Origin of the sequence: Seonamhaeicola sp. (assembly GCF_028281565.1) — a bacterium.
In the GTDB taxonomy this organism is placed as follows: domain Bacteria; phylum Bacteroidota; class Bacteroidia; order Flavobacteriales; family Flavobacteriaceae; genus Seonamhaeicola.
In genome coordinates, this window is record NZ_JANQJQ010000047.1 from 194,234 (window position 1) to 209,035 (window position 14,802).

Annotated in this window: 10 protein-coding genes; 5 read left to right on the forward strand and 5 right to left on the reverse strand. The window is 36.0% G+C overall.

Annotated elements, in window-relative coordinates; genetic code table 11:
* Positions 1–37 precede the first annotated feature (37 nt).
* Both Q0983_RS20430 and Q0983_RS20435 read right to left on the reverse strand, forming a co-directional pair.
* Complete coding sequence (locus Q0983_RS20430; RefSeq protein ID WP_299557108.1) at positions 38–409, reverse strand: DoxX family membrane protein; 372 nt, start codon at positions 407–409, stop codon at positions 38–40.
* Positions 410–508: 99 nt separating this feature from the next.
* The gene (locus Q0983_RS20435) at positions 509–7,087 is read right to left on the reverse strand and encodes an MG2 domain-containing protein (RefSeq protein WP_299557110.1); all 6,579 of its coding nucleotides are present in this window, start codon (positions 7,085–7,087) and stop codon (positions 509–511) included.
* Positions 7,088–7,229: 142 nt separating this feature from the next.
* Between Q0983_RS20435 and Q0983_RS20440 the strand changes: the two genes are divergently transcribed.
* Together Q0983_RS20440 and Q0983_RS20445 are read left to right on the forward strand one after the other, a co-directional pair.
* Entirely contained in the window at positions 7,230–8,183 is a 954-nt protein-coding gene (locus Q0983_RS20440; RefSeq protein ID WP_299557112.1) for a tetratricopeptide repeat protein, read from the forward strand.
* Between the two features lie 36 nt (positions 8,184–8,219).
* Positions 8,220–9,572 (forward strand): Mur ligase family protein, encoded by a 1,353-nt coding sequence (locus Q0983_RS20445; RefSeq protein ID WP_299557114.1) that lies wholly within the window; start codon positions 8,220–8,222, stop codon positions 9,570–9,572.
* 4 nt (positions 9,573–9,576) lie between these two features.
* On the opposite strand, the gene Q0983_RS20450 is transcribed toward Q0983_RS20445, so the two are convergent.
* The 3 genes from Q0983_RS20450 to Q0983_RS20460 all read right to left on the reverse strand — a co-directional run bounded on the left by Q0983_RS20450 (position 9,577) and on the right by Q0983_RS20460 (position 11,971).
* A complete protein-coding gene (locus tag Q0983_RS20450; RefSeq protein ID WP_299557116.1) occupies positions 9,577–10,395 on the reverse strand; it encodes an MBL fold metallo-hydrolase in 819 nt (272 codons plus the stop codon).
* A gap of 208 nt (positions 10,396–10,603) precedes the next feature.
* Positions 10,604–11,491, reverse strand: coding sequence for a dienelactone hydrolase family protein (locus tag Q0983_RS20455; RefSeq protein ID WP_299557118.1), 888 nt, complete (start codon positions 11,489–11,491; stop codon positions 10,604–10,606).
* A gap of 27 nt (positions 11,492–11,518) precedes the next feature.
* Positions 11,519–11,971 carry a DUF1569 domain-containing protein gene (locus Q0983_RS20460; RefSeq protein ID WP_299557120.1) on the reverse strand — a complete coding sequence of 151 codons (453 nt, stop codon included), beginning with the start codon at positions 11,969–11,971 and terminating at the stop codon, positions 11,519–11,521.
* Positions 11,972–12,024: 53 nt separating this feature from the next.
* Between Q0983_RS20460 and radC the strand changes: the two genes are divergently transcribed.
* From radC to Q0983_RS20475, 3 genes are all read left to right on the forward strand, one after another.
* Complete coding sequence (gene radC, locus Q0983_RS20465; protein ID WP_299557122.1) at positions 12,025–12,723, forward strand: DNA repair protein RadC; 699 nt, start codon at positions 12,025–12,027, stop codon at positions 12,721–12,723.
* 96 nt (positions 12,724–12,819) lie between these two features.
* Positions 12,820–14,121 (forward strand): polysaccharide deacetylase family protein, encoded by a 1,302-nt coding sequence (locus Q0983_RS20470; RefSeq protein ID WP_299557124.1) that lies wholly within the window; start codon positions 12,820–12,822, stop codon positions 14,119–14,121.
* On the forward strand, positions 14,111–14,797 hold the full coding sequence (locus Q0983_RS20475) for a YjjG family noncanonical pyrimidine nucleotidase (protein ID WP_299557126.1): 687 nt from the start codon (positions 14,111–14,113) through the stop codon (positions 14,795–14,797). Before Q0983_RS20470 ends, Q0983_RS20475 begins: the two co-directional genes overlap by 11 nt.
* Positions 14,798–14,802 lie beyond the last annotated feature (5 nt).

Genomic DNA, 14,802 nt, shown 5'->3' on the forward strand with positions numbered 1-14,802 from the left:
AAAAAGAGACCTTAGGCCTCTTTATAAATTATGAGATTTAACTAAGTAAATCCTTATACTTGTCTTTATAGCCAATTAAGGCGGCCACATTAAGTACTAATAGTACAACGGCTCCACCAATGCCTTCCGGTGCTAGCATCATGTGAAATAAAAAAGCATTCACAGAAACACTCATTAAAATTACGGTCATTAAGGCCCCGTATTTGTTTAAGATCAGTGCTAAACCGGTAGCAATTTCTACAATGGCCACCAAAGTCATGACTTTGGCAGATGATAATGCCGTAAAATAGGCTCCGGCTTCTGCCGGCATCTCACCAAATGGAATAAAATGAAAGAATTTGTTAAGGCCAAATACTAATACGTAAAGGCCCAGAAGTATTCTTATGACCATAAAAACTTTTGAATTCATAATAATAAATTTATAGTTAGTAGACTGAAATATAGTAATTTAAAAATAAACTACATGATTCCTTAGGTCGAAACTTAAGTAGGAAACTAACACAATTCACTATTTTATATGAACTCTAACGCCTTCACTGTGGCTACTAAATTCTGGGGCATACATACTTTGAATGGTGGTGATACCATTACTCATATTACCGGCATTATTAACTCTTAAATCGTATTCAAAAACATAAACCCCTTTTAGCAGATAATCAAAAAAGAAATTGGTAGAAGCGTCTTTTGTGCTTTCATAATACCCTAATCCATCTTGCCATTTATATTTTGATAATACGTTTACAGGCTCTAATCCGGAGGCTCTCATATCTTTCATATGTACAAATTCCATAGCTCTGTCACTTCGCAATTCGATACGAACTCTTATCAAATCACCAACTTTAAGATTGGTCTCAGACGTAATTTCAGAGATTTCTTCACCGGTATCGCCGTTCTTTTTTAAGAATAATTTTTTATTGAGTTTAAGAGGTGTTTCTACAGAAGTTATTTTGTCCAGATCTTCAAAATACTGCCAATACAATCCGCCCCAGGCAATACCATCACCTTTTTTGGTAAGCGTGACTTCTCCCATGTGCGGTTTAATGTCTGAGGTGCTCCAGGAGGTTTTAAAATAACCGGTTCCGGCTTCAACTTTAACCTGTTCCAACTTTGAAGGTTCTATCGGTTTTTCACCTAACGTGATATCGACCATATCGGTAACACTTAACCAATCACTACCTTGAAGTAATAAGGCATATACCGCATCGGTGGTCGCTTTGGTAGTTTTCCACCGGTTTGTTTGCTTGTTTTTAAGTAGCCAGATTTTAAGATTGTCAATGGTTTCAACCTGCTCTGCTTCGCTTAGAATGACAGAACCGACTTCTGAAAACGCCTCAATCAATAAGGCCTGGGTTTCAATAGGAGCCTGATACCAGAACCAGGAATTGGTATTGGCTTTCCAGTACATGCCTAACGCCTCTGAAGTAATGCTGTTTTCTTGCAATGATCTTAAAATTTTACCGGCTGTTTTAGAGTCGTTACTTCTATACGACACCAAAGCCATTAAGCCTTTGGCATATAATGAACGACTTAACCAATACTTCCGAATTTGAGTTAAATAGTACCGGCTGATCTCCTCAATTTCTTTAGATCTCTTGATTTCCGGATAGAAGCTTCGCATGTACAAATAATGTAATTGCGTATAGCTTAAATGGTCTTTATTCAGATCTCTGTCGGTATCGTATTTTCTAAGGTCTTTGTATTCTTTTACAAACTGCCCATCGAGGTATTTGATGGCTTCTTTAATCATAGATTCTTCGCTGCCGCTCTGAATGACATTGAGATGTTTTAAGTGACCAAAACCAGTGATGATATGCTGCGTCATGTATCTGTTTTCTCGCCCACCTTGAAACCAGGCCCAGGCTCCCGAAGGCATTTGATTATTCTCAAGTTTGCTTAAGGCTGATCGCAATTCATTATTCATTTTATTCAGATCGAATAACAAGGCAATACGTTTTTTCTGTTCGGTTTCACTTTGCGCATCCCTTAACCAGGGCGTTTCCTGGATAATAATGGATTTTAATTCCTGATTCTTTTCAAGGTTGGAAATGAGTGTATTTTCAGATGCCCACTGATTGAACACTTCCTGAATTCTCGGGTTTGAATTCGCAATATGACTAGCTAATGCATTGGCATAATATCTGCTGAAGGTTTGCTCGTTACACTGGTACGGATATTCCATTAAATAAGGTAATGCCTGAACCGCATACCAGGCCGGGTTAGACGTCATCTCCAAAGTCAGTTTGTGATGTTTTAATGTATTTGATGACACATTTTTCAATTTGTCCAGAGTGAATGTTCTGGTTTCGTTACTTTTGATCCACATCGGTAAAGTCTCAGTAACTAACATGCGGTTTGATAATATCGGAAGTGCATTTTGTTCCCCATCACTAAAGTCATTTGATTTGGCAATGACTTTATATTGAACCGCCTGTACATTGTCAGGAATAGTTAAGTTCCATGATACTTCAGTGTTTCCTTTGACATCAACGTTAAACACTTTGGTGTCTGAGGTGCTCGAAGATACCAGGATATTTGTAATATTATCCCCGGAAATAGCGTCGGTTAGAATCAGCATAGCTTGCCCTGAAAGCTGTTGCTCTGTAAGATTTGCAATTTTAGTGCTGATGGTTATCTGGTCACCTTCACGTAAAAAGCGGGGTGCGTTTGGAATGACCATCAGTTCTTTTTGAGTAACGGCGGTTAGAGTTTTGGTAGCACTTTCCATAGTTTTGGTATGTGCTAACAATTGTAATTTCCATTGGGTTAAGGCTTCAGGTGTGGTAAAACTAAAGCTTACATGGCCGTCTTCATCCGTGTTTAAATGCGGGAAGAAAAAGGCCGTTTCTTGAAGATTTTTTCTAACTTTTACCTGGGTTAAAGCATTTAATCCTTTTTTAGTAGTGATTATAATGACCCCATTTGCAGCTCTAGCACCGTAAATGGCCATTGCGGAAGCGTCTTTTAAAACATCCATGGATTGAATGTCACTCGCGGGAATATCAAGATCACCTTCAACTACTTTACCATCAACTATAAATAAGGGCTTTTTGCCTGAGGATGAACCAACACCACGTATTTGAATGTTAGATTCGGTATCTACAGCATTAGCGCCAATACTCAAACCAGCTATTTTTCCCGCCAAAGCATCTTGTACACCCGATGTAGATCTGATTTCTTGCTCTGAAACCATAGCAACAGAACCGGTCAACGCTCTCTTTTGACTTGTACCGTAACCAACAACGACAACTTCATCCAAACCAGCGCTGTCTTCAAATAGAAAAATGTTGAATCGGTTTTTTCCTCCAACTGCTACAGTTTGGGTAATGTACCCTATAAAACTAATTTCTATGGCGTCATTTTTACTTGCTTCAATGGTAAAATTACCGTCAAAATCAGTTGTGGTTCCCGTAGATGTCCCCTTTATTAATACATTGGCAGCAGGTAGAACTTCTCCCGTTTCATCATATACGGTACCAACTATAACGCCTTTCTTTATGGATTTATCGAATGTAGAAGTAAAATTAATTTTACGGTTATTTCTTAAACTCCTCAGGTACTTATTGTATACCCATCTGTTATTAGTAAAACTAAGCCCGAACCAATTAAACTGATCAAAAGATTGTTGAGGGTAATTAAAGCGATACCCGTTTTTATTGTATACTCTAAAGCTGCTTTTACTAAAACTCTGGCTGGCATTACTTCTATAGGATGCATAATAGATTGGGGTATTAATGGGGTTGAAATTCCATGAATGGGGTTTAAACTGGTCTAAAGACGCGTCATACATACTTGCCAATAATTCGGCACTGACCTTATCTCCTTTAGTCCCTTTTATTTTAAAGCTCCAGGTTTCATCCGTTCCCGGTTGTAAACGGTCTCTGAACGTAGCGGTTTCAATATCTAAATCGGTTTTCGGATAGGGTACGGAAATGGCTTGTGTGCCCGATTTAAAACTATTAAAAGCAGCTAAACTGTAATGAACTACAAACCCGCCCATGTCATCTTTGGTAACAGGAATACTAATAACTCTCTTATTGTTATTAAGTTGAATAATTTCGGTTTGAATGATCTTTTTATCCTTTTCAACAGCAACGGTTACCGACATATTTTCAGCCGCAGAAGCTATAGTGATATACGCGGTGTCACCAACGTTGTAAGATGATTTATTGGTTGTGATGCTAAACAGCTGATTGTCGGCTAAAGTGTTATCACCATCACTGTAAAGGGTAATTTTTGTTTCGTCTTTTACGTTTTGACCAAACTTGTCCTTACTCTCCAAAGTGACCAGGTATTTACCGGATTGCCATTTTTTTATCCTTCCGAGTTTAAGTTTTTTGGAGGTTTCAGTATTGAATGGTTTTTCAAAAACCAGGTCGCCTTTTTTCCAGTTTTTCGGGTCATGCTCATTGACGTAAGCATCATGAGGGAATAGGTTTTTAAAAGCTTCTTCAGAGAACTCCTGATAATCCGGAGCGTTCCAGGGGCGTGGCCTTAAAACTGATTTAGGAGCGACCAATTTGTAAATTTTAACAGTACCTTTTGCCGGAACAAATTCACCATTTAAGTTTTTAGTATCTATAGTGATGTTATGATCCTTTTTGGTTTTGTCAAGTTTGCCATCAATAGCAATGTTTGCAACCAGGGCATGATATCCAACATTAACAACTGTTGTGGCACTTCGGGTTTCCCCATTAACATCAGTGACATCAGCGGTAACTTCATATTTAAAAACAGGTAAACTGCTTTTATCAACACTTTGGTCCGGAATCGCTTTAAAAGTAATTTCAAAATTACCGGATGCATCCGTGACACTTTCACCATGGGTAATCTCTTGCGGTTCACTATTGAATTGAGGGTGATACCAATAATACCATCTTGGATATTGTACTTTGCGGTGAACCCTGTAAACCACTTTGGCCCCGGTAATGTTACTTCCGGCATAAGCCAAAGCATTTCCTTTCACAGTCACAGAATCGTTTACTTTAAAGGTTTCCGTGATCGGTTCAAACTTGGTTTCAAACTTAGGGCGTTTGTACTCTTCAACAGAGAACCTGTGTTCCAGATAAAAATCTTCCCTATCACCATCAAACTCAATATAATACTCACCATTTAAACCGTTATTAGGGAGGATAAACGCTCCTGACACAGAACCATATTCATTGGTTTTAAATTCAAGTTCTTTTATTTCATCATCATTGACGTCATATAAAGTAGCATAGACAGGCTCATTAGCTACAACCTCAGATTTTCCGTTTTTGGTTTTCATGGCAATAGCCTTAAAATATACAGTTTGCCCGGGCCTGTAGATGCTTCTGTCTGTAAAAACAAAAGCTTTGTATTGGGGTTGTTCCCTTGCAGACCTTTGGGAACTGCCCATCCAATAGTTGCCAAAATAAGCAAGATCATTCCCTGTTTTAACTTTCAAAGTTACATTTCTGTAATAGCTATTATCCTTTTCAATTTTTATTTTGCCAAGACTATTTGTAGTATGCTGCTGCGTTTGTTTGTTTTTTGAATTCCTCGTGTAAAACGATAATTCTACATTAGCATTAACAACTGGGGCACCGTTATTTCTATTAATGATTTGAAAGATTTGATGGGTGTCATTTTCAGCATCTACCAATGCCATATCAGTTATTTGAAGTGTGGCAAAAGCATAAGTGTCTTGTGAGTTTTTGTCGTTTGTAGCAACAACTAAATATCTGCCATTATTTAGTTTCGGTATTAAAACTTCCGTGGTATGTGTTTGATAATCATATTCATTACGTAACGTGCTTTCCCAGGATTTAGTAACATCTAATTTGTTGATAAATTCCCATTTGTCCTCCTGCCTGTAAGTTTTATTGAATGCCTCAAACTGCCTTTCGTTTAACTTATAAGCTCTAAATTGAAGGGTGTCTAAATTTTTATAGCGCAGCAATAACCTGGCATGTTTTTGAATAGGCAAAAATGATTCGGCCGTAATATTTAGGGATTCTTGTTCTATTTGCTGTTTTAAGACTTTACATTTTTCAGCACCGTTACTTTCAGGAAATTTTTCTATAACCTTGTTGCAAATATCGATGGCTTCTTTAGCTTTCCAACGATAAGCTTCCGCTGTTTTTGGACTATATCTTCTACTTTGCTCGTGGTAAATTGACGCTATTTCAAAGTCATATAAAGCAGAAACTTTATGAGTGTTTAATTTAGCACTTTCAGACTGGAATGCTTTTAAAAGCACCTCTTGTTTGTTACTGAAAGTGGCATGCTGGTTTACAAACTTTAAACGTTCAATATTAACGTTTGCTAAAGCTTTGGGCGATTTGTCCTTTAAATGAAACTGGATCAGGTCCTGGTAGATTTTTAAAGCGTTTAATTGTAAAGAGGTTGAATCTTTTGACTCTATTTTCAATCCGGAGAATGTCAGAGCATCACCTAAATAATCTATGTTATTTATCTCAAACTTGTAAGCAGGTTTTGTAATATGACTTTCATTGGTTTTATAAAATTCTAAAGCATTATGATTCAAAAAATCGAACAACGTAGGTCTGTATATTTTAGAATCTTTTTGGGTGTTTATAATAGCATCGTATTTGTCTAGCGGCTCTAATTGAAGCATTAGTCCATTTTGGAGAGAATTTTGATAATGTGTATGAACTTCATTGAACAAAGTTTGTAAATCCCATGTTCTGAAATCCGTTTTGACTACAGAGGCTGAAGCCACCTTAGTCCTGTTATAAATCTTCCATCTGTTGTGTTTAAAATATTGCCAGTACAAATTGGCTAACACATTTTCAAGTATATTTTTAGTAGGGAATTCACTCTTTTGGATTTCAGCTTTAAAATCATTAATAATTTTCAATTGGGCATCTTCTTCTAAAATCAAAGCAAATTTGCTTTTAAAGATCATGGTCTTTATAAGCTGTGGTGCGTTATTGGTTTTTTTTGCCCCGGATGAAATATCCTCCACTATTTTTAAGGCAGATTTAGGTAGCCCTTCAATTTCAAAATGCTCCACTTTTTTCCAGAGAGGTGCGTAATCATCTTTTTGAGCCAGAGAGACATTAGAAAATAGAATAATTATTAAAAAAGGTAAAATTCGTTTCATTGTAAATTAGTTTACATCTAAAGTACTTTCAAAAGCTATACCAAAAAAAGCTGAATGAGTGAACAATAATTTCGGTTGAGTGAAGTTAGTCATTTTCAGAGAAACCTGTAATGATTAACTTTGTGTTTCCGACATAAAATTTATGAACAAATTTTTCTATATACTATTTATCCCAATACTCGCTTTTGGTCAGCCAAATGTTGAGAAGGCTGAGAAACTCATTAAGGAGAAACAATTTGAACGTGCCGAAGGTGTTTTAACAAGTTATGTTAATGATCACCCCAATCATATTCGAGCCATTGAACTTTTAGGGGACGCCTACGGACATCAGAAGAAGTGGGATAAGGCTATTATTGAGTTTAAAAAGTTGGTGGATGCAGATGCCCATAATGCCAATTACTACTACAAATATGGAGGTGTTTTGGGAATGAAGGCTTTGTCTGTTAATAAACTTAAAGCCGTAGGTATTATAGGTGACGCAAAAACGGCCTTTCTAAAGGCAGCTGAGTTAGACCCAGAACATATAGATGTACGTTGGGCTCTTGTAGAATTATATATGCAGTTACCCGGAATTATTGGCGGCAGTAAAAATAAATCCTTGCGTTATGCCAATGAATTGGAAAACCTCTCGAAAGTTGACGGCTATTTGGCCAAAGGTTATATCCATGAATACGATGATGAGCCGGAGCTTGCTGAAAAGTACTATAAACAGGCGTTGGAGATTGGAGGATCAGTTACTTGCTTTGATAAGCTCACCAGTTTTTATGAAAATCAAAACCAGCCCAAAAAGGCCATTAAAAATATAGAACAGGCTTATAAAAAACATAACAGAAATGCCATGCATTATCAGATTGGTAAGGTGTGTGCAGATTACAATATACAGTTAGAAAAGGGCGAGCGTTGTTTATTGGTTTTCATAGAAAACCACTCCGTAAAGGATGGCGTGCCTATCGAATGGGGTTACTTCAGGTTAGCCCAAATTCGCAAAAATAAACTCGATAAAACCGGAGCGCTTAAATGGATCAATAAAGCATTAGCTGTAAGAGCTGATTTTGTACAGGCTGAAGAAGAAAAGGCTAAAATATTGGCGCTTTAATTTGCTTTTTGATATTTCCTTCTTGACATTTGTTACATGAACGTACATTTTATAGCTATTGGCGGTGCCGCCATGCACAATCTGGCATTGGCATTATATAATAAAGGATATCAGGTTACCGGAAGTGACGATACTATTTTTGAACCTTCAAAATCAAGATTAGAAGCCAAAGGCCTGTTGCCGGAAACATTTGGCTGGTTTCCGGAAAAGATTACTGAAAACCTTGATGCCATAGTGCTGGGGATGCACGCCAAGGAAGACAATCCGGAGTTATTAAAAGCACAGGAATTAGGACTTAAAATATATAGTTACCCGGAGTTTTTGTATGAGCAATCCAAACACAAAACCCGTGTTGTTATTGGTGGTAGTCATGGAAAAACGACTATTACATCCATGATTTTACACGTTATGCATTATCATGACAGAGAGGTCGATTATATGGTAGGCGCACAACTGGAAGGCTTTGATGTGATGGTAAAACTGACTGAAGAAAATGATTTTATAGTGCTTGAAGGCGATGAGTATTTAAGTTCACCCATTGACAGACGTCCAAAATTTCATTTGTACAAACCCAATATAGCCTTATTGAGCGGCATTGCCTGGGACCATATTAATGTATTCCCAACCTATGAAAACTATGTGGAGCAGTTCGGCATTTTTGTCGACTCCATAGTAAGTGGCGGAAGTATTAATTACAATGAAGAAGACCCGGAAGTAAAACGTGTAGTGGAAGTTTCAGAAAATACTATTAGAAAAATACCATATCAAACCCCTGAATATACCGTTGAAAACGGGCAAACACTTTTAGAAACATCAGAAGGGCCATTGCCTATCGAAGTGTTTGGAAAACACAACCTCAATAATTTAGCAGGTGCCAAATGGATCTGCCAGCACATGGGTATTGATGAAGACGATTTTTATGAAGCCATTGCCACCTTTAAAGGGGCCAGTAAACGCCTGGAAAAAATAGCTGAAAGTACTGATAGTGTAGCTTATAAAGATTTTGCACACTCGCCCAGTAAAGTTGAGGCTACTACAAAGGCCGTTAAAGAGCAATATCAAAACCGGACTTTGGTTGCCTGTCTGGAATTACACACTTACAGTAGCTTGGATGCACAATTTTTAAAAGAATACAAAGGCGCTTTAGATTCGGCGGATGTTGCTGTTGTTTTTTATTCCCCACATGCAGTTGAAATTAAAAAACTGGACGCCATAACTCATGAGCAAATAGCCAATGCTTTTCAGCGAGACGATTTAATCATTTACACTAATCCAGACGATTTTAAAGATTTTTTATTTTCTCAAAACTTTGAGAATAAAGCTCTGTTATTAATGAGCTCCGGGAACTATGGCGGATTGGATTTTGAAGAAGTGAAAGCACTTTTTTGAAAGATTAGCCTAATAAAGATTTTTTCAAAAAGCTAACATTTTCTTCATGACACAGTTTTAAGCCTATTGTATAATTGTAGTTTTTTAGATATGTATCTATTGGGAACTCTTTATTTTCTTTTACATAGGATTCTAACATGTTTAAATAAATTCTGGAATCATTAATTCTATTTATCATTTCAGAGGCTTTTGAGGTGAAATCTCCATGTCCTACTACTAATAAATTAACTCGTTTTTTTGCTATAAGGGCTTCTATTTTATTTAGCGTATTTCGGTATGCTTCCAGGCTGTGATAAATAAATGGAAATTCAATATTGCTTAAATAATCTCCCACTATCAATATACCTTTAGATTCGTTGAATATGATCAAACCATCAGCAGTATGCCCTTTCCCCAAGAAGAATTGGTAAGCGTCTTCTCCAATTTTTAAGCTTTCACCATCATTACAAATCGTTGTGCCAATCTTAGGATACGAAATTTTATAATCTCTGGTAATATAGTAGGAATCATCAAAGTTTATTATTTCTTTTAGTATTTTCTCTTTTTTGGTGTTTTGTACAAATTCTTCAGAAGCAATGGTGTCAAAGTGGTTAAATTTTCCATAGCCTATAATGTGATCGAAATCGGAATGCGTGAAAACTAACTTTTTTAATTTTTGTTTTCCTAAATTTTGAATTTTAGAATGAATATAATTAATTTCATTAGGCAGCCAATTGGGGTCTACTAGCAATACATAATCTTTTCCTTTTAAAATGGTTGTGGTAGTACGGTATAATTCACTTTCTAAAATAAGAGTAGTATCGTCTTCGTATTGTTTTTTCATTACTGGTCAAAAGGCTTTGTATGAATAAAATTAAAAAAAACCAACATACTACTCCGGTATTGAAATATTCATTTCTTTATGTAAAAAAAATTAATAATTCTTTTTTTAAATGTCAACACAGATCGACATAAACAACCCAAAACTAACAGGGGCATATTTTTAACTTTTGGCTTAGCTTTTAAAGCATATTAATATTGGTTTTAGGAGCTTATTTTAAATGCTTCTTGAAAAACTGAATAGTCCGTTCCCAGGCTAAAGTAGCTGCAGCTTCATCATATCTTGGTGTACTGTTATTATGGAATCCGTGATTAACACCCGGATAAAAATGAGCCTTGTATTCAATATTATTCGCTTTTAAGGCGTTTTCATAGTCCGGCCAGCCGGCGTTAACTCTCTTATCCAATTCTGCAAATTGTAATAACAAAGGGGCTTTAATTTTTGCAGCATCCTCGGCAGAGGGTTGTCCGCCATAAAATGGAACGGCAGCCTTTAGAGCAGGTACTTTTACCGCCATCATATTAGATATCCAGCCACCAAAACAGAATCCGACCACGCCAATGTTCCCGTTGCAGTTTTTATGGTTTTTTAGGTAGTCATAAGCTGCAATAAAATCTTCTAACATTTTATTCCTGTCTCTTTTACGTTGCATGGCTCTGCCTTCATCATCATTTCCCGGATAACCGCCAAGCGGCGTTAAAGCATCAGGTGCAAGACTTATAAAACCCTCAACAGCGGTACGTCTTCCAACATCTTCAATATAAGGATTTAAACCACGATTTTCATGAACTACAACAACACCAGGCAGTTTTTTAGATGCATTCTTTGGTTTAGATAATAACCCTTTAATGGTGCCACCGCCTTTAGGAGATTCGTAGGTGATATATTCCGAGTCTATTCGATTATCATCCGGTTGAACCACCAGATTTTCTAAATAGTTAGGCGAAATAAAACTTAATAATGACGTTACAGTAATACCACCAACGGCATAAAGTGACAGCTTTTCAATAAACTGGCGTCTGTCTAACTTGTTATGAGCGTAGTCATCATAAAGATCAAATACTTCTTGCTTAATATCTTCTTTTTTTAGTGGTTTCATGATATTTGTTTTAAGTTACTTTATTGCTTAAACCCCAAATTGTCTAAGGTGATGGTCTAAATGTTTGTATTGTGCTTTTCCCCATTGTTCCGGCGTGAAGTTTCCAAAAAGCGGATGCTCAGTCCAATCCGTTTTGTTTTTTAAACTGTTGAACTCGTCAATGACGGTTTTCAAATTAGTTTTTTCAGTATTAAAATCGTGTTCCGTTCTAACTACATATTCCGGAGCCGTAGGTATTCCGGGTTTATACAGCCTGTCGTTGTACAAGCTGGACTTAAAAAGTTTGAAAATCATTTTTTTCATAAAGCCTAAATTGGCATGGAGTTCTTTTTTACCCATTGAAACTTCAAGTGGTCCCTGGCAATGTTTTAGCATTTGCCCTACATTCATGATGCCCCATTGTGGTTCTGTTTTGTCTGTCAGGTTGTTTATTCTGTTAAGAATTTCTTGGTGGGCATCAGTTTCAAACAATGATTTCATAGTAAAGCTTAATTTAAATTGCACCAGAAATTTACAATATTTATCTTTATCAAATGGCAGGAAACAATGCTTCTTTTTCAATAAAGAATTGGTCACAGGATGATCAACCCAGAGAGAAACTTTTATTTAAAGGAAAAACTACTTTAAGTGATGCAGAATTGGTTGCTATCTTAATTGGTTCGGGCAACAAAGATGAAAGTGCCGTGGCTTTATGTAAACGAATTTTAGCCAGTGTTGATAATAATTTAAGCGAATTAGGAAAACTTTCCATTGAACAACTTATGGCATTTAAGGGGGTTGGCGAAGCTAAAGCCGTTAGCATTGCAGCTGCCCTGGAATTAGGTAGGCGACGACGTGGCGAAGAAGCTTTAGAGAAAAAGAGAATAATTTCAAGTCTGTCGGTTTTTGAATTAATGCAACCCATCATTGGCGAGCTGCAGCATGAAGAATTCTGGATCATTTATTTGAACAATTCTAACAAGGTTATTCAAAAGAACCAGCTTAGTAAAGGGGGGATTACAGGCACTATAGTCGATGTGCGTCTGGTACTCAAAAGTGCTTTGCGGGTAGGAGCTACCGGATTGATATTAGTTCATAATCATCCTTCAGGAACCTTAAGACCCAGCGAAGCCGATAAACAAATTACTACTAAATTGAAGCATGCCGCTCAAAGTCTGGATATAAAAGTTTTAGACCACATAATTATAACCGAAATATCATATTTTAGTTTTGCTGATGAAAACCTTTTTTAGGTTAGATCATAAAACCCAAATTACAAACTCCAATACATCTATAAGCGAATTGAATTGTACATTTAGATTTTTAGTTTTGGAATTTACATTTGAAACATGTTATTAGTATATACGCATAATATTTCTCCCAGAGTTAAGTATGTTTTCAAACATATTTGTACCAGGATTTTGGGTATAGAGGTAGATTTTACTACTAAAATAGAAGCGTTTATTGCTCATGACAGTTTAAAGATGTCGTACACCAGGCAACAACTTGGTAACGAGTTTTTTGTAAGAAGTCATGATATTATGTTTCAACAGGGACTATCGGATGTTGAGATTCATGTGCACGATTGGGACCATACCAAGTGTTTCTTTTTTATAGGAGAAAAAGGCGTTATTCCGTTCGATATCTTTGCCGCATCTTTTTATTTGCTATCACGTTACGAAGAATATTTGCCCCATGTAAAAGATGAGTTTGGGCGTTTTACCGCAACCGAAAGTTTAGCTTATAAGCACGATTTTTTACATCAGCCCGTGGTAGATATTTGGGCATATAAATTTAAGGAGGCCTTGCAAAACCAATTCCCCGATTTTGAATTTCCGGTTAAAACCTATCGTGTAAAACCTGTTATTGACGTTCCCAGTGCTTATAGCTATAAACTTAAAGGCATTATGCGGACCATTGGTGGCACCGTAAAAGATTTGTTCCAATTTAGATTTAGAAGCTTGTACCTTAGATTTGCTGTGCTTCTTGGATTTAAGCATGATCCGTTTGATACCTTCAAGTATATCATCAACAGGCAAAAATTAAGTAAGGATAAATTCCTGTTTTTCTTTTTAATAGGTGATTATTCAACCTTTGATAAAGGTATCAATGCCAATAAAAAAAGTTTTGTGTCCCTTATAAAACATATAGCCGATTATTGTAATGTGGGATTAAAAATGTCGTTTTTTGCTATTGACGATATTAATATTCTTAAAAAGGAAAAGAATAGGATGGAAGACATCTTAAACAATCCGTTGCAAGCATCCAGGCAGTCATTTTCCAGGATTAATCTACCGGAATCTTACAGAAACCTGATCGATTTAGAGATCAAAGAAGATTATACCATGGGGTATGTAAACCAAATTGGTTTCAGAGCCGGATCCTGTACTCCGTTTTTATTCTATGATTTAGATTATGAAGTGCAAACACCTTTAAGAATTTATTCTTATCACTTGATGGATTATGCCTTATTGGAAAACCGATCTTTATTAGATAAAAAGAAAGTTTTAAATGAACTTATAAATGAAGTGAAGCAGGTTAATGGTGAGTTTATTCCGGTATTTCATAATTATACGTTTGCAGATATGGAGCGCTGGAAAGGCTTTAAAGAATTGTTTAATCTAATTTTAGAATCCGCTAATGAAGACTAATGGAATAACAGATGTTTTTTTTGATTTAGATCATACACTTTGGGATTTTGACAGGAATTCAGCCTTGACATTTGAAAAGATATTTAAGCTTAACCAAATTGATGTTAAAATTGAAGATTTTTTATTTCATTATGAACCCATTAATTTAAAGTATTGGAAGCTTTACAGAGAAGAAAAGATCGATAAAAAATCACTGCGTTTTGGTAGGTTAAATGATGCTTTTTTAGCAGTTAATAGGCAAGTGAATGAAGATTTGATCTTTAAATTATCAGAAGACTATATAACCTATTTAACAACATTTAATTTTTTGCTTGACAACGCCGTCGAAATATTGAATTATTTACAGCTTCATTATAGTTTGCATATTATAACTAACGGTTTTGAAGAGGTTCAACATAAAAAATTAACCCAATCTAAAATAAGTGGTTTTTTTAAAACAGTGACAAATTCTGAAATGGTAGGTGTTAAAAAGCCAAATCCTAAAATCTTTAATTACGCTCTTGAAAAAGCTGAAGCCAAAGTAGAAACCAGTATTATGATTGGTGATAGTTATGAAGCTGATATATTGGGAGCTATGAATATTGGTATGGATGTTGTTTTTTTTAATACCAACCATAACAATAAAACCAGTGTTAAACAAGTTAATAACCTTATAGATTTAAAAAAGATCTTATAAAAAAA